Origin of the sequence: Tenacibaculum geojense, from assembly GCF_042676005.1 — a bacterium.
Lineage (GTDB): Bacteria > Bacteroidota > Bacteroidia > Flavobacteriales > Flavobacteriaceae > Polaribacter > Polaribacter geojense.
This window is the reverse complement of record NZ_JBHTJR010000042.1, coordinates 31429-55823: the sequence shown is the minus strand read 5'-3', so window position 1 is coordinate 55823 and position 24395 is coordinate 31429. Positions and strand designations below refer to the sequence as shown.

General features: G+C 29.9%; 26 protein-coding genes. 11 read left to right on the top strand and 15 right to left on the bottom strand.

From position 1 onward, the window contains the following. Positions 1-3: 3 nt before the first annotated feature. The 12 genes from ACFQ1U_RS07210 to ACFQ1U_RS07155 form a co-directional block, all read right to left on the bottom strand. Positions 4-447 (bottom strand): hypothetical protein, encoded by a 444-nt coding sequence (locus tag ACFQ1U_RS07210; RefSeq protein WP_386106807.1) that lies wholly within the window; start codon positions 445-447, stop codon positions 4-6. 189 nt (positions 448-636) lie between these two features. Next, positions 637-1134 (bottom strand): hypothetical protein, encoded by a 498-nt coding sequence (locus tag ACFQ1U_RS07205; protein WP_386106805.1) that lies wholly within the window; start codon positions 1132-1134, stop codon positions 637-639. Next, complete coding sequence (locus ACFQ1U_RS07200) at positions 1118-4156, bottom strand: TIGR02594 family protein (RefSeq protein ID WP_386106803.1); 3039 nt, start codon at positions 4154-4156, stop codon at positions 1118-1120. Before ACFQ1U_RS07200 ends, ACFQ1U_RS07205 begins: the two co-directional genes overlap by 17 nt. Positions 4157-4171: 15 nt before the next feature. Beyond that, positions 4172-4657: a PAAR domain-containing protein gene (locus ACFQ1U_RS07195; protein WP_386106802.1), complete on the bottom strand. Its 486-nt coding sequence runs from the start codon at positions 4655-4657 to the stop codon at positions 4172-4174. A 1-nt stretch (position 4658) separates the two neighbouring features. Continuing rightward, positions 4659-6473, bottom strand: a complete 1815-nt coding sequence (locus ACFQ1U_RS07190) for a type VI secretion system Vgr family protein (protein ID WP_386106801.1) — start codon at positions 6471-6473, stop codon at positions 4659-4661. A gap of 51 nt (positions 6474-6524) precedes the next feature. Next, complete coding sequence (locus ACFQ1U_RS07185) at positions 6525-7121, bottom strand: hypothetical protein (RefSeq protein ID WP_386106800.1); 597 nt, start codon at positions 7119-7121, stop codon at positions 6525-6527. A gap of 3 nt (positions 7122-7124) precedes the next feature. Further along, complete coding sequence (locus tag ACFQ1U_RS07180; RefSeq protein ID WP_386106798.1) at positions 7125-7844, bottom strand: hypothetical protein; 720 nt, start codon at positions 7842-7844, stop codon at positions 7125-7127. 155 nt (positions 7845-7999) lie between these two features. Further along, a complete protein-coding gene (locus ACFQ1U_RS07175; protein WP_386106796.1) occupies positions 8000-8419 on the bottom strand; it encodes a hypothetical protein in 420 nt (139 codons plus the stop codon). Between the two features lie 28 nt (positions 8420-8447). After that, a complete protein-coding gene (gene tssD / locus ACFQ1U_RS07170) occupies positions 8448-8840 on the bottom strand; it encodes a type VI secretion system tube protein TssD (protein ID WP_386106794.1) in 393 nt (130 codons plus the stop codon). A 103-nt stretch (positions 8841-8943) separates the two neighbouring features. Continuing rightward, positions 8944-9330, bottom strand: coding sequence for a type VI secretion system tube protein TssD (gene tssD / locus ACFQ1U_RS07165; RefSeq protein ID WP_386106792.1), 387 nt, complete (start codon positions 9328-9330; stop codon positions 8944-8946). A gap of 180 nt (positions 9331-9510) precedes the next feature. Beyond that, positions 9511-11334, bottom strand: a complete 1824-nt coding sequence (locus ACFQ1U_RS07160; protein WP_386106790.1) for a type VI secretion system baseplate subunit TssF — start codon at positions 11332-11334, stop codon at positions 9511-9513. Between the two features lie 10 nt (positions 11335-11344). Further along, on the bottom strand, positions 11345-11776 hold the full coding sequence (locus ACFQ1U_RS07155) for a GPW/gp25 family protein (protein WP_386106788.1): 432 nt from the start codon (positions 11774-11776) through the stop codon (positions 11345-11347). A gap of 125 nt (positions 11777-11901) precedes the next feature. On the opposite strand from ACFQ1U_RS07155, the gene ACFQ1U_RS07150 reads away from it, so the two are divergent. From ACFQ1U_RS07150 to ACFQ1U_RS07130, 5 genes are all read left to right on the top strand, one after another. Continuing rightward, the gene (locus tag ACFQ1U_RS07150; protein ID WP_386106786.1) at positions 11902-12870 is read left to right on the top strand and encodes an NlpC/P60 family protein; all 969 of its coding nucleotides are present in this window, start codon (positions 11902-11904) and stop codon (positions 12868-12870) included. A 15-nt stretch (positions 12871-12885) separates the two neighbouring features. Beyond that, complete coding sequence (locus tag ACFQ1U_RS07145; RefSeq protein ID WP_386106784.1) at positions 12886-13782, top strand: hypothetical protein; 897 nt, start codon at positions 12886-12888, stop codon at positions 13780-13782. A gap of 5 nt (positions 13783-13787) precedes the next feature. Then, complete coding sequence (locus ACFQ1U_RS07140; RefSeq protein ID WP_386106782.1) at positions 13788-14654, top strand: TssN family type VI secretion system protein; 867 nt, start codon at positions 13788-13790, stop codon at positions 14652-14654. 18 nt (positions 14655-14672) lie between these two features. Beyond that, positions 14673-15176 carry a type VI secretion system TssO gene (tssO, locus tag ACFQ1U_RS07135; protein ID WP_386106780.1) on the top strand — a complete coding sequence of 168 codons (504 nt, stop codon included), beginning with the start codon at positions 14673-14675 and terminating at the stop codon, positions 15174-15176. Between the two features lie 74 nt (positions 15177-15250). Continuing rightward, positions 15251-15583, top strand: a complete 333-nt coding sequence (locus ACFQ1U_RS07130; protein WP_386106831.1) for a nitrilase-related carbon-nitrogen hydrolase — start codon at positions 15251-15253, stop codon at positions 15581-15583. On the opposite strand, the gene ACFQ1U_RS07125 is transcribed toward ACFQ1U_RS07130, so the two are convergent. After that, positions 15570-17195, bottom strand: a complete 1626-nt coding sequence (locus ACFQ1U_RS07125; protein WP_386106778.1) for an ABC transporter substrate-binding protein — start codon at positions 17193-17195, stop codon at positions 15570-15572. The genes ACFQ1U_RS07130 and ACFQ1U_RS07125 overlap by 14 nt on opposite strands. Before the next feature lie 497 nt (positions 17196-17692). On the opposite strand from ACFQ1U_RS07125, the gene ACFQ1U_RS07120 reads away from it, so the two are divergent. Then, positions 17693-18958 carry a S8 family serine peptidase gene (locus tag ACFQ1U_RS07120; protein WP_386106776.1) on the top strand — a complete coding sequence of 422 codons (1266 nt, stop codon included), beginning with the start codon at positions 17693-17695 and terminating at the stop codon, positions 18956-18958. A gap of 54 nt (positions 18959-19012) precedes the next feature. Here ACFQ1U_RS07120 and ACFQ1U_RS07115 read toward each other — a convergent pair whose 3' ends face one another. Next, a complete protein-coding gene (locus ACFQ1U_RS07115) occupies positions 19013-19510 on the bottom strand; it encodes a GNAT family N-acetyltransferase (RefSeq protein WP_386106774.1) in 498 nt (165 codons plus the stop codon). 124 nt (positions 19511-19634) lie between these two features. On the opposite strand from ACFQ1U_RS07115, the gene mtaB reads away from it, so the two are divergent. The 5 genes from mtaB to ACFQ1U_RS07090 are packed head-to-tail and all read left to right on the top strand — an operon-like array spanning position 19635 to position 23587. Continuing rightward, positions 19635-20969, top strand: coding sequence for a tRNA (N(6)-L-threonylcarbamoyladenosine(37)-C(2))-methylthiotransferase MtaB (gene mtaB, locus ACFQ1U_RS07110; RefSeq protein WP_386106772.1), 1335 nt, complete (start codon positions 19635-19637; stop codon positions 20967-20969). A gap of 40 nt (positions 20970-21009) precedes the next feature. After that, positions 21010-21702: a DUF6438 domain-containing protein gene (locus tag ACFQ1U_RS07105; RefSeq protein WP_386106770.1), complete on the top strand. Its 693-nt coding sequence runs from the start codon at positions 21010-21012 to the stop codon at positions 21700-21702. A gap of 1 nt (position 21703) precedes the next feature. Next, positions 21704-22369, top strand: coding sequence for an alpha/beta hydrolase (locus tag ACFQ1U_RS07100; RefSeq protein ID WP_386106768.1), 666 nt, complete (start codon positions 21704-21706; stop codon positions 22367-22369). A gap of 20 nt (positions 22370-22389) precedes the next feature. Next, positions 22390-23376, top strand: a complete 987-nt coding sequence (locus ACFQ1U_RS07095; protein ID WP_386106766.1) for a lytic transglycosylase domain-containing protein — start codon at positions 22390-22392, stop codon at positions 23374-23376. A 1-nt stretch (position 23377) separates the two neighbouring features. After that, the gene (locus ACFQ1U_RS07090) at positions 23378-23587 is read left to right on the top strand and encodes a hypothetical protein (protein ID WP_386106764.1); all 210 of its coding nucleotides are present in this window, start codon (positions 23378-23380) and stop codon (positions 23585-23587) included. Positions 23588-23660: 73 nt separating this feature from the next. Here ACFQ1U_RS07090 and folE read toward each other — a convergent pair whose 3' ends face one another. Continuing rightward, complete coding sequence (folE, locus tag ACFQ1U_RS07085; RefSeq protein ID WP_386106762.1) at positions 23661-24350, bottom strand: GTP cyclohydrolase I FolE; 690 nt, start codon at positions 24348-24350, stop codon at positions 23661-23663. Between the last annotated feature and the right edge of the window lie 45 nt (positions 24351-24395).

Genomic DNA, 24395 nt, shown 5'->3' with positions numbered 1-24395 from the left:
AAATTACCATTCACTACTTGGCGTTACACCATCTTGTTTTTTACTTGTTTCTGTTCCAGAAATATCTAAGCCTATATACTCTTTAAAGGTTTCATAAGGTAATACGCTTTTCCAATCGATATATGTATTAAAATGCAAGTGGTTGGCTTTTTTACCTTGGTACGAATTTCCTGTTGAACCCGTATAACCTATTATTTGACCTTTATTAATCTTTAAACTATTATCTGCTTTGAATTTATCATTTAACGTGGTTATCAAATCTATGTCTACAAAATTCTCATCGATTTGTAAAGTTGAACCATCATAACTAATATTATAGGTTTGGTTTTTTAGAGGGTCAGTATAACTACTTCCTAAGTCCGTATAATTAACCCAACCATCATTTTGAACTTGAGAACTATTTTTATAGTTATTAAAAAATCTAAACTTATCACTTTCAAATTCCATCAATGCATTGCCTAAAAAGGATAAAGAGCATATTTTTATATACGCTTAATAGTTTATTACAAAATGTAAAAACCAAACAAGCCTTTGCTTCTTAAAAACAAAAAAAACACAGCGCTAACAACTATGGTTTGTATATTTTATCTTTTATAAAACGAAGTCGGGAGACTTCGTAGAGCGGATTAGCCATCCTTAGTTAGGGGTCTCCATACTTATTACCTTAAATTGATTATCTTTTTTAACTGCATAAAAAGTTATATCTACTGTATCATCAAAATAAGATATACAATAACGTTTTATATTTTCAACTTCATCGTTACAATCCTTAAGGTAATTTGCTTTTTCTATTTTATTAAATAATTCACCATCTCCTGCTTTTATTTCTTTAAAACTATTATAGCTATCTACTAATTCTCCACCTGATTTATGTTCAAAGGGGAATGATAAACCACTTTCAATACGATTAAAGTTATTGTTTTTAATAGCAATTTTTAATTGCTCTAAAAATTCTTGAATAGTTTGTTCATTCTCTGGTAATTTATTTTGTTTTACTTCTGATTCTTTTTTTAACTTATTGTTAGTTGAAACCACTGTAGTTGTAGTTTCTCTATTTTTTGTTTCAAGTTTTGGAGCTTTTTTACAAGCAATTACAGTTAAAAATAAAATTAATATATTAAGTAGTCTTTTCATTATTTGGATTTGATTTTACGGTTTTACCTGCCAGTTCATTATTTAGCTTTGTCATATCAACAAGTTCTGGTTGTTTACTTTGGGTTTCAGGATAGTTTATAGGCAGAAAGAAACCATTAAATTTTTGTTCCACTTTTACACCTTTTTGAGTAAATGTATGATTAACCTTATTAGTATAATATCTTGAATATTTTAATCTATCTCCTTGGTTACCTCCTAAACAAATTAAATCACCATTACTGTCAACACCATACAAAAAAGTAACATGACCATGCCCATTAGATTTTCCAGTACTTTTAACATAATTAGTCATCAAAACTATACAGCCATAAACAGGCTCTGTAATACGTTTAAATAATTTACCTTCATTCCATAAAACACTTTGTGAACCAGCTGATTTAGCATTATTTTGACCTGCCTGATTCAAACACCAACTTACAAAGGAAGAACACCAAGCTGTCGAGCCTGAGGCTTTTGGCAAACCAACATAGGTATGATATTTTTTTGCCATTTCATTAGTTGGACTTAATTTCTCTTTTATGAATTTGGCTGCTTTTGCTTCTCCTAATGCTATTTCCATCCACGGTGGTGTCGTAGGCGCAGTAATCAATTTCATATGCTCGACAAAAGCAATGGGATGAAAATGGTAAATACTAGCGCTACTACTTGGAAAAGCTCTTGGTATTCGTTTAGCATCAATTTTAGCAAATACTTCTTTTAGTTGCTTTTCTTCTATACCTTTTTGTATGCTAGAGGCATTTTTCTTTTTACGATGTTTTTCTACATATTTTTTTTCCCTAGTAGTATAATCTTCTATTTCCCCATCTTTTATCTTATCCCAAAAACAAAGTTTTTGTATCTTTTCTTCTAACAATACTTTTTTAGCATCTCTTGCTATGGTTAATTGTTCTTTTTCTTCTGCATCTTCCTCCTGGTCTATTCCTTTGGCATAAATGGCATCTACTTCGCTTGTGAAACTCGATAAATTATTTGCCATATCCCACTCACTTTGATGTTTACAAACCAACTTACTTACATGGTTTACAGCGTTTTCGTTTCGCAAAGCATTATGAAGTTCATTTACAGTAAGCACCTTGTCTCCATCTTTATCGTAAGATTTGAGCTTTTCCCAAACTTGGGTTACAAAATCTTTAGGGGTGCTATCATTTACACTATCGCCAAAATGATAAAAATAAGTATTACTTGGATCTTCTAATACTTGCCAGCCAAAACGCTCATCTGTCCATTTAAACGGATTTACTTCTATTATGTTTTCTTTATTATTAATAATCCAACCTTTGTATTTTTTATGTTCTTTCTTTCCTTGAACATTAAACCATTCTGTACCTTCAGAATCTTTTACACTTGCTAATTTACGCACTTTTATTTGTTCTGTTAATAAAATATCAACATCAGTGTCTTTTGGTTCTTTTTCGTAAAAACTCTTTATATCAGTACTTAGTGTAACCCAAGTATCTTTTTCTCCTGTAACTTCGTTACTGTTTATCCAATATTTTTCTCCATCTTTAGGATGAATAAATTCTACTATTCTGTTAGGATCTTTACCAGAACCACCACCAGCCATTCTGGTAATATTACTTTCCCCCTCCTTTAAAGCATTTGAAAAATAAGTGTTAACTGTTTCAAAATCATAAATATGATAGCCCTTAGGTTCTTTATTGTAGCCTTTTTCACCTTTTCTTCCATTAGTATTTGGAGTATATATATTTCCTTCGACAGGTAAAACAACATTTTTTATAGATTCAAAACCTATTTGCGTATAATTCTCTTTGATTTCAAGAATTTTTACTTTGATGTCTTTTTTTAAAAAATTACATGGTTTTGCTTTTTGTAATGTTTTATTAGCTGGTACTTCTAAGCTAGTTTTACTGTCGTCACCAGCGTTATTAATAAGAAAATTTTCAACTTCTGGATCATCAGTAAAAACCTCTAAATGCATACAATTATAATGGTCTTGTTTTTCAAATGCATATTTTGCAGGTACGCCAATAATAGCACCTGCTTTAACTGGATAATCTACATTTTGTATTTCGTCTGTTAGTATATCTCCTTTTAATTTTTTATAAATCTTTAAGCAGTCTTTAACTAATACGTACTGGTTTTTATCTTTTATTTTATACCAATTTTTATCTTTTGTTTTTTCGATTTCTAGTTCTTTGTTTTTTCCTATCGTTTGAATATGACTTCCTGCTACTCCATCGAAAATCATAGTACCTTTTACTGCATCTTTATCAAATGTATTTTTATCTACAGCTATTATATGTTTAACCATGTATTCATCGTCTCCCTTTTCTTTTAGCCAAGCACCTAAAGCAATAACAACTTCGCCATTATAGTTACAGAAAATATATTTTTTACCATATAATTTTCTATCAGGATTCAATTCTTTGTTATTCATCCAGTGGTTTTCTGGAGCTTCTGTTGTAGTGTCTTTTTTTAAAATTCCCCCACAAGGCACAAATACATGTTCTTTAGATTTTTTTGTGTCGTCTTCACAATACATTCTCACTTTTAAACCTCTTGCCACTGTGTTATTTTTAGTTTTAACAAGGTATTTAGCGTATAAATCTGGAACGTTATTTCCTCCATCTTTTTCTAGTTCTGACTTTGGAAGTAAGTGCATGTATAAACTATAAAAACGAAGTTTTTGCTTTACTGATTCTGTAGAACCTGCTTCTTTTTTAATTTTACCTGGGCTTTCGTAATTATGCTGTATCAAGATAAAACTATTCGAATACTTTCTTTGGGTCCCTTTTTCTAGTAAGTAATCTTCTGCCATGCGATAGGCTATTATTTTGCCGTCAGCAATAGCACGTACACAATTACTACGTTCAATATGAATTCCTCCGTGCCATGAATTTAATCGTCCTATTGGGTAAAAACCAAAACTATTATTATGACCAAAATAACGAGCATTAAGCTCTTCTTTTTTTAACTCTTCTGTTGTGTTATTTACCGCTATTTCCCAATCTGATGCTAATATTGGATATTCTATTCTCATAACGCCATTATTTTACTAAATACTAAAATCTAACTTACTTAAGTAACCATCTTTCTCAGACCTTTTTCTTAAAGCTTCTTGTTGTGCAATTGCCTCATTCAACTCTGCTCTTCTTCCTGTAATTGAAGCCATAGCTTTCATTATTGGAGTTATAGTAGGAAAAGGTATACTACTAACTGGCATTACTGCTGATGTTGCACCAGCACCTGTTCCTATAATAACGGTAGGTTCTCCTTGGGCTATCTGTCCTCCATGCGCTGTCATACACCCTACTGTTACTGCTGGTTTTCCGCCAATAAGTACAGTAGCTTCTCCTTGTGCAATGGTATCTGGTGGCCCAGAACAAGTACAAATATCTCCAATTACTGCTGCTGGTTTCCCACCTATTAAAACGGTTGGAACTCCTGGACCTGTAACTGGTCCTCCTGTGTGAGGGCTTCCTCCTGGATTTGTCATTGGGCATGTATGCATGCTTCCAATTGTTGCGGCTGGTCCTGGCATATTAATTAATTTTTACAATTCCTCCTGATACTTCTGTCATAGCACTTCCTGAAACTTTTGTTTGTGCTCCAGTTACTTCTGCAGATGTCTGACCGTTTACCACAGCATTGGTACCTGATAAAGTAGCATCGCTTGTTGCTTCTATAGCTACTGCTGCATTACTTCTAACCGTTGTATCACTTTGAGATTCTATATTTGTTGCTCCTTGAGACTGAATTGCTATGTCTCCTTCTGCGGCTTTGGATATATTTCCTTGTGCTTGTATTTCTATGTTTTCTTCAGCCACAATTCTTATATTTTTAGCACCAATTTCTATATTTTCTGTAGCATTTATGGTTAACGACTTGGTTTGTGTATCAAAAATGATAATACTTCCTTCATTATCATAAATATTAATTTTCTCTTCGCCTTCAGTGTCATTTAATTCTATGGTATGACCACTTCTAGAACGTATAATTTTACTGTCGTTATTTTCTGTAGCAAATTCTTCAGGTTTTCCGTTTCCTGAATATAAACTTCCCATTACAAAAGGATGCTCTGCATTTCCTCCTTCAAAACCTACTAAGACTTGTTCTTCTACTTCTGGAATAAAATGAAAGCCTTTATCTGCTCCTGCATGAGGCGTTAATACTCGAATCCAAGGTGTTGTAATATCATCTTCTACTTGCCACGGAAATTGGACTTTTACTCTTCCTAAACTATCCGGATCTGCATTATCTTTAACAATACCTACTTGTGTTTCACTTTTTGGAAATGCATTAATATTGGTAAACGGATATACATTAATATCTGCAGTTATTGCGGTAAACGAATTGTGATAGTCTCCTACTTCATTATTGGTATGACTTACATTGGTTACTCGGTATTTATTATTTTCTATAACAACAACGCTTCCTAGTTTTACTCCAGGGTTATCACTCATTCCCCGTACCTCAACCTGTTTAACTTCTATTGCTTTCTTTTGAAGTGCAACGGCAGTATCTAATCTTTGCTGTACTTGTGTGTCTGAATGTAAATTGTGCCAAATTTTAGTTTCTTTGGTATAGATATTTGATGATTTACCTGATACAAAACCTGCAAAACCAGACAGTCCTGCATCTGTTTCAGAGGTTGCTTTTTCTTGAATTTCATCTGTTAAATAATCGTTCGCATACATTTTGTAATTGTTCGATTGTGGTAACAAACTAATTTGATATTCTTTTAAATCAAAACCATAGGTTAATTCTAACTCGTCTGTATCTGGCTCTCCAAAAACTAATTTTTCGCCATCATAATAAAACCATTCTCCGTACTGAGCTGCTAATCTACTTGCAAAATTGTAACTACTTTCATTGTGTTGAACTGCGTAGTGAATAGTTGGATCATTCACTGGTCTTATATCTACTTCTAACTTTGACGGATCATAGTCTTCAAAAGTTTTTGTTACTATTTCTGATAACGAAATTTCGTTATGTGATGTATGATGTGGACCGTCATCTGATAAAAAAGAGGGACTTAATGCCTTAATTAAAATTTTATCTCCAGAACCAGCATCATGTCCTTTAATAGATCTTACCTCTGTAATAATTCCTTTAAAGTTTAATTGACCGTAATTACTTTCAAATCCTTCAAAAGGTAGTACTTCTACACTAATTAATTCTCCTAAAAACTCTTTACTAGAATTAATTAACTCACCCTCTATATCTTCTAAAACATCCATTCTACATGTTAGGGTTAAAATATGATTTGAATCTATATCTTGACTTAATGTTAGCCTTTGAAACGACATTATTTCCGTTCCGTTTATATTTATTATTGTTGATGTTTGTAATGCCATAGCTTTTTAAAGTGTTGGTTATTAATTAAAATAATACAAACAATGAGTTTATCATTGTTTAAAGAGCGGTGATACGTTTGTAATGTGATATGTACCTACATCACCTAGATAATCTATACCTAAATTTATTTTGTACACGTTATTGTCCGCAGTATTAGAGAAAAAAGCATCATAATAAATAGTATTTGTTCTTACTGATTTATAACGAATAGAATCAAACCTTAAATCATTTAAATTTGGTTTTAATTGTTGAATGTAATTAGTTATTTCCTCGGCTTTTTCTCCTGTTAAACTTTTAAGTTTTTTATAATAGTTATCATACTCATTAGCTATAACTGTTTTGTTAAAACAATGAGTAAATATTGTATCGTTATTTTTTGTAAGATTTACGGTTGCTTCTAAAGCATCACATACAAAAACAGTGTCTTTGGTATTTGAATAACTTATTAATTGATTGATATAATTGTACACAAACTCACTGGTGTATTGTTCATTATACATAGTTAAGTTTTGCTGTGTGTTTTTTTGGTTGTTATTGCAATAAACTGTATCAATTTTTTTAACAGTAACCAATGGTTCTTTTTGTGCAGTTTTATTTTTACATGAAACCAGAACAATTAATAATATTAATATGATGGTCTTTTTCATAAGTTACTTGCTAAAAATATTAAAATGCTGAACATATCTCCAAGATGCAACTCTTTCTAATGCTTTTATATGAACAGACTGTCTACTAACTGAAATATTATTAAAAATATTTAATCCTTTATTATGACTTAATGCTTGATAAGCCTGTCCTTCTCCTTGAAAATAATAGTAGGTCCAATATGCCTTTTCATCTTCGGTGGGTCTTGTGTACCCTAGCTGCATACATGCCCTTAAAAAAAGTTCTTCACGATGTTTTAAAACTGCAGCAAAACCATACATAGCAGATTCTAGATCTTTAAATGTAGTACTAGGAACTATTTCCTCTCCATATTTTTCATTTCTCTCTACTTGATATATTTTATACTCATTATTTTCGTTGAAATTTGAAGGTAAGTATTTCTTAATCCTACTTATTTCAGAATTTGCTGAGAAAAAATCTAATCCTAAATTTTGAAAACCGTCAACTTCAACATCGGTAACAAGCATACCTGTTTTAGAATCAAACATAAAATCTAAATACTGACTACCTAAACCCTCTCCAACTGCAATAGTGTATAAATATGATGGATTGATATTTACAAATAATGAAACCTCTTCAACTATATTTACAATAGCCTTTTCTCTAGGTTCATTGGCATAACCTTCATATGTACTAACACGTGCTTTGTAATAACTGGTAAGCTCTTTTTTTCTTTCTAAATAACTTTTTCTTTCATTTTCCATAAAAATAGTATTGTTTCTTAAACTGTATAAACAATTTTACTATGCTTACCTTTTTAACTATATTAATTACTTTCATAGCTTTTTTTTGAAGAATACATAGTTTTAACTGGCTGGCAATATTGTTTGAATACTACTTATGATATGCATTTTTAATTTTACACTTTTTTATATCTACAGGCATTAATGGGTTTCCATAGGTTTTTATTTTGCTTGTACCAAACTTGTATAAGCTCTAATCCGTTTTTGGTTTCCCAAGTAATTTCTTTAATTACAATAGATTTTTTATTAAAATCTTTGTTGGTAAAATATTTGTACAAATCCTTTCTTGGCTCCATAAAATCATATTCTCCAAGAATAAACTCCGAATTATTAATTGTTAATTGACAATTACTCAACGCTTGATCTAAGGTTGCTTTTTTCAAGTAATTTACTGTAATAGAATCTGAATTACAATTATAAGAAGTATCTACAACTGTTTTTGTTGAAAACATTTTTCCGTTTTCAATACTAATTGTTTCGCATGAAATTATACTACTACTTATAATCAATAATAATATTTTTGATAATTGTTTCATTAACGTGACTAATAACTATTATTTTATATTAAACAGTATGCCAATTATTTACAAAGGTGGTGTCTTTTACTGTTATTTCTTTTGCTGATATTACAATCCTTGTTTTTAAAGGTTCATTACTAACAGCATCAAAATCTTCATCATAGTTTAAACAATAGCCCTCTCTAAAACTTACTGTTTTAAGATTAGACATATTATCTCTTTTATAAAAGATAACCTCACCATCTTTAGTCATGTTTGGAGAAATCATCCACTCTAAAAAATCGGTTTTATTTGTAGATTCTATTAAAATAGTTATTTGACCGCCTGTGGGTCTTTGAGATGGACGCCCAGTTCTATCTGCTCCTTGTTCAAAGGAAAAAGAACAGCGAAGTACATTCATTGTATCGTCATCAATGGTTAGTTTTGATAAAAATGACATAGTAATAAGTATATTAATTGATAAAAAAAGGAAGTGCATAGCAAACACTTCCTTCAGTTGTTTTTCATAGATATTTTTATATAAAATTGGTTATATTATATATTTATACCCATTCGTTGATGTGTTCGCCATTACCCATTGCTATAGATCTAGCAGAAATAACGAAAGATTCTGCCATTGGGTTGTGACCTGTTGAGTCAAAGTTTTCAAGATACTTAACCATGTACCCTTCTGTAAACTTTAATTCTTTTGCTGTTGCCTCTGTATCTCTTTTCAAGAATACTATTGAACCGTCTCTTCTTTCGAAGTTGTTGAACATCCAATCAGATAAACTAGTATCTGCTGTAGATTCAACTGTTAATTTAATTTTACCACCTCTTGTTATAGATGATGGTCTACCTGTTGCGTCAGTTTCCTGGTGTAATTCATATGAGCACGATAATACATTGTATTCGTTCCCGCCTACTTTTAATTTTGCTTTAAAAGACATAATAAAAATTTAATTAATTAAAAAAAAGATATTTACTTATATAAAAATATTTACGGTTCGAAATTAGTAAATTCTTTTTATGCTAAAAATTTTTTTTGTTAAATTTTACTTTTTATTAATCTTATAATCAAGTAGTTACACTTGCAAAAACCGTGTAGATTGTATGAAAAAATGTAAGAATTACAATTTTTTAATTACGAATGGAAAAACTGAAGTTGCATTATTTTTTAAATATAATAATAGATTATTCTTCATAAAGTCCCATTCATATGGGTCTATATCAATACTTTTATTACTTACTAACTCTATATCAATACAGTTAACCATTCCTTTATTTAAAGAAACATCAACAGTATAGCTATTTTTAACGTGTACATCTGTTATTTTTTCTCCAAAAAACTCCATACATACTAGCTTTACATCTTGTTTTGTTACTACCCTATCTCTAGTTAATAACGTTTTCCTGTATGCGTTAAGCCTATCTTTCATATCTAACGCATTTCTTCCACTATAACTTGATGTTAATAATGATGTTTTCTTTTGCTTTAATCCAACAGTTTGATAGTTTTTTAAAGTACTTCCAAACTTAATATTGTTTGCAAACTCTCCATCAGTAACCCAAAACTCTACAAAAAGAGAATCTTCAGGATAATAAGGCGTAACAGCTACATAATTTGTTTCCTTTTCTTCATCATCAGTAAATTTATTATTCGTTTTCACCTCCAATAAAGAAATTATCTGGTTTAATTTTTTAAGATTAGTATTTAAAAAGGAATTATTTAAATATGAAAAAGCTGCACTTTCACTTTTTAATAATTCTATTAAGTGATTAATATACTCTTTTGATTTTCTACTATCCAACTTTGATATATCGTCACTTTTTAAAGTATAAACTCCTTTAGAGTTAGAAGAAAGATGCTTATTTAACAACTTATATGTATCTCCGTTAGTATTGGTTATAGATTTAATATCTAAAAACAAAGAACTCGTTTTTATTGGAACAATATTAATGTATTCTTTTAATTGATAGGTAAACTCTTCCTTTTTTCTATTTATGACTGGAAAAGCATTCAAACAACAATAAAAAGTTTCAAATACAGAAGCGTCAATAATAGTAGGAAACACCAACTTAATCCATGTAGTATTTTCATCAATAGCAATTCTATTTTCTTGAACTACATTTTCTATTGCATTTGGTAATACTTTAGGTGTATTAAAATTATCTTTAATAGAAATAAAGTGTCTGTTATAATTGTTTCTTACCTGTTCTGTTAACTTAGATAACTTTAAAGAATTATCTTCTAAAATAGATGCTATGATCTCTTTACGTTCATTCTCTTCAGACAATCCAGCATGTGTAGCAACCTCTACTCCATTAGCAAACCATTTAGCATTTTTTAAATGATGATAAAACAACGTGGTTTTATTAAAATCTTGTATTTCAAAATACAGTGAAGTGTTTTTTAAAGAAATAGCGTTTAATGGTGTGTTTACACCTATATATATAGTAGATTTTTCTGCAAAAGACTTAGGTGTTTTAACTAATATGTTTTGTTCTTTTGTATTCTCATTCAACTCTACAATAGTATTGCCATAGGCTAAGTACTTTACTTCTCCTTTTACTGCTTTAAAATTTTGAATAGGATTAAAAAATACATCTTTAAACCTTTCTTTTGCTCTTTCTACATCTTTCTTTTTAAATGAAAAAAGAAAATCTTGAGTTATTACTACTTCATCTTCTTCAGGCTCTGTTTTTACAATACAATGTGCTGGTTTTGGACCAAAAACAGTTTCGGGAGTCATTAACTGAATAATTTTTTCAGTAACTCTTGCTTGAGACTCATTTATTTTTTCATGTATTTTTTCAATTTCAGAAGCACATGCTCCTAATAGTAAAGTTACAACAGGGTCAAAAGATATTTCAATTTCATTAGCAGGAACTCCCCAAAGAGCAGCTGCTCTTTTTATCATTCGGTTTTTAATTACCTCACTAGTTTCGCTCATTTTTTTTTATTTAATAAGATAACGGTCCGATGTAAAAATGCTCTTCATAAAAAAACTTTTCACTAGTTTTTACAATGGTAGCTTTTACTCTTATGGTTACCTTTTTTTTAACAATCATACTTTTAATTTCTGATGTTAATTCTTCTTGTTTAATTTTTACTTCTATAGCAACCGAAGTTAATCTCTTTTCGTGTTCTTTTAATGAATTTAAAAGTGATTTTGATATATTTTCTTTTATTTTATTAACGTTTGATAAATTATCAAAATCAATATCCCAAATAGAACAACCGTAGCTTTCGTCAAAGCTGCATTCACCAAAAAAAGTAGTATTAATTAAATGAATATGTGAAGAAATTGATGCATTTAAACTGCATTTATCATGACTCATATTCTTAATTAACTTGTCAGGTTTTAATGGTAGTTGATAATATTTCTTGATCATACATTAGATAAATAATTTTTAACCAAAAATAACTAAAATAATAACATTCATACAGTTATTCAGTTTAATTTAATAAGTAACCTAAATATTTTTTATTTTCGTTGTCTCAATAAAAAAATGCTATTATGAAAAAAACCACGCTATTATTGCTTCTATTATCCTTCAATTTTATTACAGCACAAAATAATTTATTTATAGAAAGTTATGTGATTGAAGATGATACCGAATTACCCGTTAAGGAAGCTAAAGTTATTATAGAAGATATTGATTTATCTACTTATACAGATGAAAATGGATTTTTCTCATTAGAGAAAGAACTACCAGAAGGTAATTATGTAATATCTGTATTAAAAGAAGGCTATGACCCTAAATTTTTTATGATTAAGCAACAAAAAGACTTAAAAATAAAACTTAAAGAAGTTAGAATTACTGTTAACAAAAAAGAAGCTAAAAGAAGAAAAAAAGCGTTAAAAGAGCAACAAAAAATTGCTGAAGCAAGGCTTAAAGAAATAGAAAAAGAAAGAAGAAAAAAAGAAGCTTTATTAAAAAAACAAAAAGAAAAATTATTAAGAGAAAATACAGTTGTTGTTGAATACGATTCTATTCAAAATAATACTACTCAAATTCCTGAACCAGATCCTATTTCTGAAACTCAAATTAAATATGCTGAAATTTTAGAAGTTGATCCATTAAGTCTAACTAATAAAGAGTTATATAACTTTATTGATGAATGGATGGGAACACCTTATTTATGGGGTGGCGAAACTAAAGACGCCATTGATTGCTCTTCGTTTTCTCAACGTTTATTTATCAAAGCATATGATTTATACCTGGAAAGAACTGCTCAAAAACAATGTAGCTCTAAATTAACAGAACTATTTACTAACGAGGAACATTTAACAGAAGGTGACTTGTTATTCTTTGGTGAAGATCAATTAAATGTTGTGCACGTAGGTGTTTACCTGCATAATAACAAATTTGTTCATGCAACTTCTCAAAAGGTTGATGGTGAGGCAGGAGTTAAAATTAGCGACTTAAAGCATCCATATTGGGCAGGAAAACTAATATCTGCTGGAAGAAGAAAAGCTAACTAATCATTTCTTATTTCCATGAATGAAGATACATTGTATGCTGTTTTAAACGAATTGAATAGCTTTTATGAAGATCTAAAAGCAGAAGTTGTACTTATTGAACTTCAAAAAACTACTTCAATTGGCAACAACTACAGTATTCAAAACGAGGGAACTTTTCAACGAGGTTTTAGAAGAGATATTTTAAAAACGGGTAAGTTAAATGATGAAACCTTGCTTTTAAATTTATCTAGACCTGGTATTTATGATGTATTACCCGAAGGTATTTTTCATAATACTAAAAGAAAAAATAATGAAAGCTTCAATAAACGTAGACAAACTAGAAAAAAAGAAGAAAGAGATAGTCGATTGTTGTTTTCTCCAATAGAAAATGAATTATTCAACCAATCAATAAATATCCGAAAAAAAGAAGACGAACTACTTAATGATTTCTACAATACAAATAATGACTTTTTAATTGACTTTTGGAAATTAAATAAATTCAGTAATAACAAATACATTATACAGTTAGCTAAATTACTCCCTCATTGTCATAAAATTGCAGGTGATCTAGAATTGATAAAATTGTGTTTATCAAAAATACTAGAAGAAAAAGTAGAATTTGTAAAAGGGTTTGAATCTTTTGAAATTAAAAATGAAGAAAAAGAAACTGTTTTAGGTATGAATTTCATCACAAAAACAACACATAGTAATATTGCAGCTCCATACGTAGAATTTAAAATCGGACCTGTTAATAATCAGAAACTTAACCTGTACTACAAAAACCAAGAAATTAACGAATTTCTTGATTTATTTTACAGTTATTTTTTACCTTTAGAGCTAAAAATAAAAACAAGTTTTTTTAATAATAAAAAACAAAATTTTGTTTTAGATGAAAAAGATAACCCTATTATGGGAGTTTCTACAAAAATATAATTGTTATGGGAGTAAAAAGTATTTTACAAGGAGATGCGCTTAAAGTTAGCATACTTTTATTTTTAGTTAGTACTTTTTTAATGATGATTGTTAAAGACGTTAGAAAACTATTTAACAAGAGTAAGAAAAAGGCTATTATTTACGGAATTATTTTACTAATTGTTTTTGCTTTAGTAGGCTTATTAAGCTCGCCGAAAGTTTTAAACGACACAGCTTTAAATAGTTTTATTGGATTTCAAGTTCTATTTTTAATTTTAGGTTGTGTACATGTATGGGTAGTAAGAACTTTCTTTAAAGATTTAGCTGAAGATAAATCAAATTTTATTAATGAATTCTTTTTTTCATTAGCATTTGCCTTAATAGGATTGATTTCATTCTATAAAGTGGTAGATATTTTCAAACCAGATTTTAACTACACGTTTTTAACAGCAATCATTCCTTTTATGGTTCCAATGCTTACCGTTAAGTTGTTTGAAGCAGCATTACTAATTCCTGTTAAGGTTTACAAACAATGGTTATATCCATTGGGGGAAAATGTTAAAGATCCAACTTCTAACGAACTAAAAAACCCAATTGTTATAAGCTTTGAGTTCAAGAAAAAAGGAAATGCAGACGACGAGGTAACTAACTTTAGAGTTAAAGCTCCGGAGAACCTTGAATTTGGGAAATTATTTTATTTCTTTTTAAATGATTACAATGAAAGAAACCCTGAAGAAAAAGTAGAATTTTTAGATGATTCTAACCAACCTTATAAATGGGTGTTTTACAGAAAACCATCCTTTTTTAAAGGAGTACAATATTTAAATTTTTCGAAAACCGTAAATGCAAATAACTTAAAAGAGGACGACGTAGTTATTTGTCAAAGAAGTTAATATTATTGAAAAACGCACATGAAACCAAAAAACACTAAAGAAAGAAGAAATAGCTTTATAAAATTTTTACTATTATTTTTATTAACTACTGCTACTATAGTTACTGCTGTATTTTTTACATTTAAAGTACCTGTTAAAGAAAACAATATTTTAAAAACGCAAGCAAAAAATTTTGATAAAGAAATTCAGTTTCAAAGTGAATTCTCTAACAGGATGAGAAACATAAAAAAATTAGTTGATTCACTAGATGTTCCTGGACAAAACGTTCAATATATCAATCAATTAATTGGAAAAGACTTGGCTGAATTACAAAAATCTATTCCCAATAAAAATAGTGCTTATAAACATGATATGTATTATGACGTAGTAAACCTATACCTAGAAATACAAAACATGAAAGGAAAGTTAAGTAAACTTAAAAATGCTGAGGAAACCATTGAAGAATATAAAATTGCACTTGAAAAAGCCAAAGAAGAATACAAAACACTTGAAAGAGATTTGTTAATAGAACGAAACAGATAAAAACATTCACTAACATAATTTAAAAACTGGTATTAAAATACCAGTTTTTTGTTTTTTAAAATCAACAAAAACAAATATCGTTTGCTATTTGTGCTGATATTGAACATGAAAATCACGCAAAAAACGCAAAAAACACAAATAGCTCATTTTATTTACCAAGTATTTTCTATTCAAAAAGCGGAATAGATAGCGGATTGGATAAACTAAAATCATATGCTAAGAGTAATTCACTTCATATTATAATGTCTAATTACTGTGGTACAAACTGGAACATTGAAGCAGGCGGAAAAAGTTGTTACATTAACGACAAAGGTGAAATGATAGCTCAACTTACTCAAAACCAAGAAGGGCTTGTATTGGTAAATCTATCAGATAAAGAAATTAAAACAGAAACTATTGCTTTTTAACTTTTCGTAAATCCAATAAATCAATTGGATTAATACCTAACCCTGAAACATTATTTTGACTAAAACGAATTACCTCATCATAATATAAAGAAATAACTGGTGCTTCATCAATAATGATACTGTCCATTTTTTGATATAACTGATAACGTTTAGCGTCATTTGTTTCTCTTATAGCCAACTCATATAAAACATCAAAATTTTTATTTTTAAAGTGCGTATAGTTTGGTCCGTTTGGAGTAAAATTTTTACTGTAAAATAACGATAAATAATTTTCAGCATCTGGATAGTCTGCTATCCAACTAGCTCTAAAAATTGGTAATTTCCCACTCGCTTTTCCTTGACGTAAAGATGAAGGCGGTATTACATCCACATTTACTTGTAAACCTATTTTTTGAAGTGCTCTTTGAATATATTCGCAAACATCTAAATAATTACTATTAGTAGTTATTGTTATTGTTGGATTAATATTTCCTGTTTCATTAATGTACTTCTCCACTAATTCTCTTGCTTTTTTAGGTTGATACGTATAACCTTCTTGATTATTAAAAGAGGGTAAGCCTTTAGGTATAAAACCATTAATAGCAGGAAAACCTATTCCGTTTCTTAAAAATGTTACCATTTTTTTACGATCAAAGCCATAATTTATTGCTTGCCTAATTAACTTTGATGATGTGGGAGCTTTTACAGCTTCATCTAAATAAATACCTAAATATTCAGTATTCAAATAAGCACCTTTTTGCATTTGTATTGATGCATTATATTTTGGCTGTAAAGTTCCATCCGTTTGTAAAATATCATCCTTATAAGAAGCATCTAAACTTTTCATAAAATCAAGATTTCCTTGAATAAATTGTAAAAACTCACTTTGCTTATCTGGTAAAAAAGTAATAGCTACAGCCTCTAAATAAGGTAGTGAGTTTCCATTTATATCTTTCTCAAAATACAATGGGTTTTTACGCAATACTAGTTTGGTATTCTCCACCCATAATTTAAATTGAAATGGACCAGTCCCTACTGGATTAGATCTAAATTCATTTCCAAAAAAATCAACTGCTTCTTTTGGAACTACAGAACAGTACTTCATAGCTAATAACCCAAGAAAAGGTGGAAAAGCTTGATGTAGTTCAATATTTAAAACACTATCATTTTGCACATTAATTGCCGATACATTTTGCAATACCCAACCACCTGGTGAAGCCACTTTAGAGGATTGTAATCTTTCTAAACTATATTTAAAGTCTTGAGCAATTACTTTTCGAGTGCTATCTTCTTTAAAAATGTTACTTTTATGAAAGAAAACATTGTTTTTTAAAAGAAACGAATACGTTTTTCCGTCTTCTGAAATACGCCAACTCTTGGCAATATCTGGTCTAACTTTTAGACTATCATCCAAACGAACAAGGCCATTGTACAACTGATTTACAGCCCAAATATTGCGTTGATCTTTAGCAAAAGCCGGATCTAGAGATGTAATATTTGCATGTTCATTGTATCTAAAAACTTCATTTTCACTAAAGTTTCCAATTCTTTTGTTGCATGAAAACAACATTAAAGTTATCACCAATAAACCAGCAACTCTTTTTTGTAACTTATATTTAAAAAATACACTCATTCTTGTAACTAATCTCTTGTAAATATAAAACTATTAGTTTTTTGAACGTTTATTAAATTAAACTGACGTAAAATATTAAAATGGAAAACGTACTTTTTTCTAAAATTTTAACAAAATACTACAACTCTTAACAAAATAAAATAATGACAATATTTTTTAATTAATTAGTTAAAAAACAAACATAATCACTACAATTGTGTTTTTCTATTGCAAATAACATAAATAATTAACATTTAAAATTAATAACAACTATTGTTAAATTAAGTTAAAAAACGTTAATTAATGTTAAAAAAAATAATGTGTTTTTTTATCCACAAAAAAGCAAAAAAAAATCTTAAAAAAAGCTGAACCCCTATATTTATATATTGCTACAGCGTTGCGTTAACTTTAAATAATAGTTATTTTTGATGTTAAAAAACACTCATTTGCATAAAGTCAAGATTTGGTAGTTAGAAATGTAATTATCTAAATTTGAGGAAATTAAAAATTTATTACAAATGAAAAATTTAGTCAAACTAACTTTTTGCGCCCTCTCCCTGGCGCTAGTTGTTACTTCTTGTCAAAACGAAAGTAACGATGCAAATGTTCAACCAACCAGTGAAGCTACTGCTAGTGATGGAAACATCATTCCAGGGCAATACATTGTGGTTTTTAAGAATGATGCAGTGTCCCCCACTTCAAAAACTCTATCAACAACAAAATTTACTAGCAGAATTGCTAAAGCTGAAAAAGTAAGAGAATTATCAGAAGTATCGATTGAAAAAATGAATACGGTACTTTCTAGAAGTTTAGTAGATTCTAAAAATGTTTTAAACTACTACACTACTAAATTTACTGGGGTTGCCGTAAAATTATCTAAAGATGAATTTTTAGAATTATCTAAAGATCCAAGCATTGCAATGATTGAACATGATAGATATGTTGAATTACCAGACTTTAAAGTAGAAAGTACTGTAGAGGCAAGCAAAGCACAAAGAATGGCACAACAAACACCATGTGGTATTTCTAATGCTGGTGGATTTACAAATGGAGCTTCAAAAGATCAGTGGATTTGGGTAATTGACAGCGGTATCGATTTAGATCACCCAGATTTAAATGTTGTTACCAACTCAACGTACGCTAAATCTTTTGTAGGCGGAAGTGCAAATGATTGTAACGGTCACGGAACTCACGTTGCTGGTACCGCTGCTGCAATTAACAACAGCCAAGGTGTTGTTGGTGTATCTGCTGGTGCTAGTGTTGTACCTGTAAGAGTATTTGGTTGTAGTGGAGGAAGTAGTACTTCTACTATCCTTGCTGGAATTAACCACGTAGGTACTTATGATATTGCTGGAGATGTAGCTAATTTAAGTTTAGGTGGATACTACGGAAATGGATGTTCTAGTAACTCATCATACCGTAATGCACTTTTATCTTTAGCTAACTCTGGTACATTAGTAGCAATTGCTGCTGGAAACAGTAGTGCAAACGCAGCTCTTTATGATCCTGCATGTATTAACGGAACTAATATTTACACTGTTGCTTCAATGACATGTAACCGTTCTTTTTCTTCTTTCTCTAACTATAACATGAATCCTATTGATGTTATTGCTACTGGAAGTAGTGTATACAGTACTTATTTAAACGGAGGTTACGCAACTTTAAGCGGAACTTCTATGGCTTCACCTCACGTTGCTGGTATTATGCATGCAAGAGGTGGTGCACCTAGAACATCTGGTTCTGTATCTAATAGAGGAGAATCTTATCCAATAGCTGTTAGATAATAATAACTAGTTTTTTAAAAATTTGACCACTTACTATCTCAGTAAGTGGTTTTTTTACAAGATAATCTCATATTTTGTTTCAGGTAAATTAATATCGTCACTTACAAATTTATGAACTGCCGTAAATCCATTATTAACCAATATTTTTGCTGATGCCTTATTTACATCTACAACATAACCTACTAATTTAGGTATACATCTAGCTTTAGCATAACATACCATTCCGCCACAAATTTCATTTCCATAACCTAAACCCCAACACCTTTCGATGATACGATATCCAATTTCATCGTCTTTACCATCTTTAACAAAAGCTACTGTACCTATAAATTCATTATTAGTTTTAAGCGCTACAGCGTAAATCCAGAAATCATTTTTTGAATCTGAATACTTAGATATTAAGTCTTTAAGCTCAAATTCTATAGCTTCTCGAGATTGTACATTCCCTGTTGCATACTGCATTACATTAGGATTGCTTTGTAATTCAAAAAATCCCTCAATGTCAGAAACTTCTAATTTCCTAACCAATAATCTTTCAGTTTCAAAAATCATCTTTTAATTGTACTTTTGCAGACTCAAAATACATGAAGTACGTTAAATACCACATATTTTACGAACTTCTAAAAAAATAAAGACTTATCCAAAAGCTTTTATTTTAATTAGGATAGCCAGAATTATGAATGCAGATAAAAAAGTAGCTTTTTACACCTTAGGTTGTAAACTTAATTTTTCAGAAACTTCAACTATTGCACGTAACTTTGTAAACGAAGGTTTTTCTCGTGTTGAATTTGAACAAGAAGCCGACGTATATGTTATTAACACTTGCTCGGTTACTGATAATGCTGATAAGCGTTTTAAAACCATTGTAAAATCTGCTTTAAAACAAAATCCTGAAGCTTTTTTAATTGCTGTTGGATGTTATGCACAGTTAAAACCAGAAGAATTGGCTGCCGTAGATGGGGTAGATTTAGTTTTAGGTGCTACTGAAAAATTTAATGTAACCAGCTACATTAACGATTTAACAAAAAATGATATTGGAGAAGTACATTCTTGTGAAATAGAAGATGCAGACAATTATGTAGGTGCTTACTCTATTGGAGATAGAACACGTGCGTTTTTAAAAGTACAAGACGGATGTGACTATAAGTGTACTTATTGTACTATTCCTCTTGCTAGAGGGATTTCTAGAAGTGATACACTAGAAAATGTAATGAATAATGCTAAAGAAATCTCTGAAAAAGGAATTAAAGAAATTGTTTTAACAGGAGTAAACATTGGTGATTACGGTAAAGGTGAGTTTGGTAATAAACGACATGAACATACATTTCTCGATCTTGTTAAAGCTTTAGATACGGTTGATGGAATTCATCGTTTACGTATTTCATCTATAGAGCCCAATTTGTTAAAAGATGAAACGATAGATTTTGTAGCAAATTCAGATACTTTTGTTCCGCATTTTCACATTCCTTTGCAATCTGGTAGCGACACCTTATTAAAAAAAATGAAACGTCGTTATTTACGTAAGGTTTATACAGACAGAGTTGCTAAAATTAAACAAACAATGCCAAATGCATGTATTGGTGTAGATGTAATTGTTGGCTTTCCAGGTGAAACAGATGAATTATTTTTAGAAACTTACAATTATCTATCAGAGTTAGACATCTCATATTTACATGTATTTACTTATTCTGAAAGAGCCAATACAGAAGCTGTTTTAATGGATGGTGTAGTTCCAAAAAATATTCGTTCTAAAAGAAGTAAAATGTTACGCGGACTTTCTGTTAAAAAAAGAAGAGCTTTTTATGAAAGCCAATTAGGAAACGAGTTAACAGTTCTTTTTGAAGGAGAGAATAAAGAAGGTTACATTCATGGTTTTACCCAAAACTATGTAAAAGTAAAAACCCCATGGAATCCTGCATTAGTAAATACGCTTAGAAAAGTAAAACTTACTACAATCGACGAAGACGGATTAGTGCGTTTTGATTTTGTTGATGCCAAAGTTATTGCGTAAATTGGCATTATAATCGTTTTATTTACCAGTAAACACACATATGAAGTTAGCATATTTAGCATTTTTTCTTTTGATTGTTAGTTGTAATTCACCACAAAAAACATCGGGTAATACAACGTTTGAAACTAACGATTTATTAGTAGAATTAAAAAAGAGTTCAACTGTAAATGATGCTAAAGCTTTAATTACCAACAGTGGCTTAACTTGGGACTCATTAGTTTTCAACAATAATAATGTTAGAATAGCATTAGTAAAAGTTCCTGTTAACAAGAGAGATTTTTGGCTTGAAAAATTAAGAAAATCTGATGAATTTGCATCAGTAAATCTAAACTCTTCAGCATCTTTAAATAATAATGAAGAAGTAAATATTCCTTTATTTAAAATAAAAAAAACACCATGCTTTGGAGATTGTCCTGTTTTTGAAGTTAGTATTAACGAAACAGGAAAAGTTACCTATAAAGGCATAGAAAATGTTTTAGTTACTGGTATACAAGAATTTCTACTTAGCGATAAAGAATTTAACACACTAAAAGAAAAATTAGAAAAAAATAACTTTTCTTCTTTTCAAAAAAAATACGACAATCCTAAAATAATGGATTTGCCTAGTACGTTTATATCATACAATGGAGAACAAATAGAAGTTCGACTATGGAGTGATGAAGTTCCAACAGAACTTATAGATGTTAAAGAGTATGTAGAAGGTATTTTATTAGACAAAAAATTCTTTGAATAACGTGGAGAAAACGCACATTTATTTCGTTCCTGGATTAGCTGCCAACACGAAGATATTTGAGCATATTCAACTACCACCCGATACTTTTGAATTACACTTTTTAGACTGGATTTTACCTGTAAGCACTACAGAACCTATAGAACATTATGCCAAAAGAATGTGTGAAAAAATAACACATCAAAACCCCATTTTAATTGGTGTTTCTTTTGGAGGTGTAATGGTTCAAGAAATGAGTAAAATAATACACACACAACGTGTAATTATCATATCGAGCATAAAAAGTAGGAAAGAACTACCAAAACGCTTAAAAATTGCTCAAAAAACTAGAGCTTACAAACTATTTCCAGCTAAAATTGCCGAAAATATCGAAGCTTATGAACATTTGTTTATAGGTAATTATTTAAAGAAAAGAGCCGAATTATACAAAATGTACCTCTCTGTAAATAACGCAAACTATTTACAATGGGCCATTCATACAGTTTTAAATTGGCAACAACATAAAGAATTAGACTACGTTTTACATATTCATGGCAACAAAGACGAAGTGTTTCCTATAAAGCACATTAAAAATGTTATAGAAATTAATAACGGTACTCACATCATGATTTTGAATAAGGCCAAAACCATTTCAAAAATTTTAGCAAAAGAGTGTACCTGCATTGTATAATTAAAAACCTAACAACACCTATGAATAAGTCAGTTCGTTTTTTAAGCATGATTAGCTTTGTAGCATTAGCATTTTTTTTAATGAATGCTACTTATAAACCATTTAAAAGTTCTGAGATTTCCTCTCAAGACACTATTCCAAAGTCTAAGAGAGCTCATAAAAATAGTTTATCATCATCTAGTAATAATTCACCTACAAAAAAAGTAAGTGAATTGTATGAAGTAAAAGCCATAAAACTTCCGAGTTATATGGAGTTTGCCGGAGAACGTGTTCCGCTAGAAAAGGCCAATATCAGAGAGCGTTTGGATAGAGAAATTTTAGTGAATACTTATTGGCAATCTAACGGACTATTATTAATTAAACGTGCCAACAAATATTTTCCTGAAATTGAAAAAATGCTAGCTAAATACGGTTTACCAGATGATTTTAAATATTTATGTGTTGCTGAAAGCGGTTTAATGAATAACAAATCTCATGCTGGAGCAGCTGGATTTTGGCATTTTTTAAGAGGTACAGCAAGAGAATATGGCCTAGAAGTTAACAAAAATGTAGACGAACGTTATAACCTAGAATTAGCCACTAAAGTAGCCGCAGAATATTTAAAAAACGCAAAGAACAAGTTTAACTCTTGGACACTTGCAGCAGCAGCTTATAATGCTGGAAATGGAAGAATAAATCAACGTTTAAATGAACAAAAAGTTGACAATTATTATGATTTATATTTAAATGATGAAACTTCTCGATATGTGTTTAGAATTTTAGCATTAAAGGAAATCTTATCGAATCCTAAAAAATATGGATTTGTTTTTGAACAAGAAGATTTATACCAACCTATAACTACTTATGATGTAAAAGTAGATACTGCTATTACAAGTATTGCTAACTTTGCTAATCAACACAAGATTACATATAAAGAGTTAAAATTAGAAAATCCATGGTTAAGAGAAACGCATCTTAACAACAAAAGCAGAAAATTATACACTATCAAAATTCCAGTAAATAATTAAAATGAAAAAAATTATTCCATATTTATACATCGTATTCGGGTTAATAATTTTAGTAGATACAGCCACACAATTGTTAGCTGATAAATCTACTTATGTTATTATCGCATCATGGAAAACAGACGATAAACTAACTTTTGGTGCCGTAAAAGCATTAATTTCTTTTGTTTTTATGGCTGTTGGGTACAACCGATTAAAAGCATTACGTTGGTAAACACTAACACTTACTAATAAAAAAAGCCTTGAGTAAATTAAACTCAAGGCTTTTTTTATGATTAAACCAATTGTTATTCAAAATTGGTGTTTAATTTTATGTAATCTAAAAATTCGCGTTTAGTTTCTTTTTCTTTAAACTTTCCGCCAAATTCAGCAGTTACTGTAGAACTCTCAATATCTTTTACTCCTCTAGAATTAACACATAAATGTTTAGCATCTATAACACAAGCAACATCTTGAGTACCTAAAGCCTCTTGTAAAGCTTGAACTACTTGCATTGTTAAACGCTCTTGTACTTGAGGTCTTTTTGCAAAATAATCTACAATACGATTCATTTTTGATAAACCAATTACCTTACCTTTAGATATGTATGCCACATGTGCTCTACCAACTATAGGTAATAAATGGTGTTCACAAGTAGAGTATACTACTATATTTTTTTCAACCAACATTTCACCATACTTGTAATTATTATCAAAAGTTGATGGTTTTGGCATGTTATTAGGGTTTAAACCTGCAAACAACTCGTTAACAAAGGCTTTTGCCACTCTTTTTGGCGTGCCTTGTAAACTATCATCTGTTAAGTCCATTCCTAAAGTTTCTAAAATATCTCTTACACTCTCTTGAATCTTTTCAATTTTTTCACTGTCAGAAATGTCAAAAGCATCTGCTCGTAAAGGTGTAGTTGCAGAAGTTCCTATGTGGTTTTCTCCAATCTCGTCTATTCTTTCGTCTTTCATGTTATTAGTAATCTCAAACATCTCTTTTTGTTTAATATTTTCACGTAAAAGTAAAACAAAAAATCG

Excerpts from the sequence above, each read along its gene's own strand:
- ACFQ1U_RS07105 (WP_386106770.1), top strand. The coding sequence starts at position 21,010 with ATGAAGTTAGCATATTTAGCATTTTTTCTTTTGATTGTTAGTTGTAAT.
- ACFQ1U_RS07175 (WP_386106796.1), bottom strand. The coding sequence starts at position 8,419 with ATGAAACAATTATCAAAAATATTATTATTGATTATAAGTAGTAGTATA.
- ACFQ1U_RS07140 (WP_386106782.1), top strand. The coding sequence starts at position 13,788 with ATGGGAGTAAAAAGTATTTTACAAGGAGATGCGCTTAAAGTTAGCATA.
- ACFQ1U_RS07185 (WP_386106800.1), bottom strand. The coding sequence starts at position 7,121 with ATGAAAAAGACCATCATATTAATATTATTAATTGTTCTGGTTTCATGT.
- ACFQ1U_RS07145 (WP_386106784.1), top strand. The coding sequence starts at position 12,886 with ATGAATGAAGATACATTGTATGCTGTTTTAAACGAATTGAATAGCTTT.
- ACFQ1U_RS07125 (WP_386106778.1), bottom strand. The coding sequence starts at position 17,195 with ATGAGTGTATTTTTTAAATATAAGTTACAAAAAAGAGTTGCTGGTTTA.
- ACFQ1U_RS07120 (WP_386106776.1), top strand. The coding sequence starts at position 17,693 with ATGAAAAATTTAGTCAAACTAACTTTTTGCGCCCTCTCCCTGGCGCTA.
- tssD (WP_386106794.1), bottom strand. The coding sequence starts at position 8,840 with ATGTCATTTTTATCAAAACTAACCATTGATGACGATACAATGAATGTA.
- ACFQ1U_RS07205 (WP_386106805.1), bottom strand. The coding sequence starts at position 1,134 with ATGAAAAGACTACTTAATATATTAATTTTATTTTTAACTGTAATTGCT.
- ACFQ1U_RS07115 (WP_386106774.1), bottom strand. The coding sequence starts at position 19,510 with ATGATTTTTGAAACTGAAAGATTATTGGTTAGGAAATTAGAAGTTTCT.
- ACFQ1U_RS07095 (WP_386106766.1), top strand. The coding sequence starts at position 22,390 with ATGAATAAGTCAGTTCGTTTTTTAAGCATGATTAGCTTTGTAGCATTA.
- folE (WP_386106762.1), bottom strand. The coding sequence starts at position 24,350 with ATGTTTGAGATTACTAATAACATGAAAGACGAAAGAATAGACGAGATT.
- ACFQ1U_RS07160 (WP_386106790.1), bottom strand. The coding sequence starts at position 11,334 with ATGAGCGAAACTAGTGAGGTAATTAAAAACCGAATGATAAAAAGAGCA.
- ACFQ1U_RS07200 (WP_386106803.1), bottom strand. The coding sequence starts at position 4,156 with ATGAGAATAGAATATCCAATATTAGCATCAGATTGGGAAATAGCGGTA.
- ACFQ1U_RS07155 (WP_386106788.1), bottom strand. The coding sequence starts at position 11,776 with ATGATCAAGAAATATTATCAACTACCATTAAAACCTGACAAGTTAATT.
- tssD (WP_386106792.1), bottom strand. The coding sequence starts at position 9,330 with ATGTCTTTTAAAGCAAAATTAAAAGTAGGCGGGAACGAATACAATGTA.
- ACFQ1U_RS07180 (WP_386106798.1), bottom strand. The coding sequence starts at position 7,844 with ATGGAAAATGAAAGAAAAAGTTATTTAGAAAGAAAAAAAGAGCTTACC.
- ACFQ1U_RS07195 (WP_386106802.1), bottom strand. The coding sequence starts at position 4,657 with ATGCCAGGACCAGCCGCAACAATTGGAAGCATGCATACATGCCCAATG.
- mtaB (WP_386106772.1), top strand. The coding sequence starts at position 19,635 with ATGAATGCAGATAAAAAAGTAGCTTTTTACACCTTAGGTTGTAAACTT.
- ACFQ1U_RS07150 (WP_386106786.1), top strand. The coding sequence starts at position 11,902 with ATGAAAAAAACCACGCTATTATTGCTTCTATTATCCTTCAATTTTATT.
- tssO (WP_386106780.1), top strand. The coding sequence starts at position 14,673 with ATGAAACCAAAAAACACTAAAGAAAGAAGAAATAGCTTTATAAAATTT.
- ACFQ1U_RS07090 (WP_386106764.1), top strand. The coding sequence starts at position 23,378 with ATGAAAAAAATTATTCCATATTTATACATCGTATTCGGGTTAATAATT.
- ACFQ1U_RS07210 (WP_386106807.1), bottom strand. The coding sequence starts at position 447 with ATGGAATTTGAAAGTGATAAGTTTAGATTTTTTAATAACTATAAAAAT.
- ACFQ1U_RS07190 (WP_386106801.1), bottom strand. The coding sequence starts at position 6,473 with ATGGCATTACAAACATCAACAATAATAAATATAAACGGAACGGAAATA.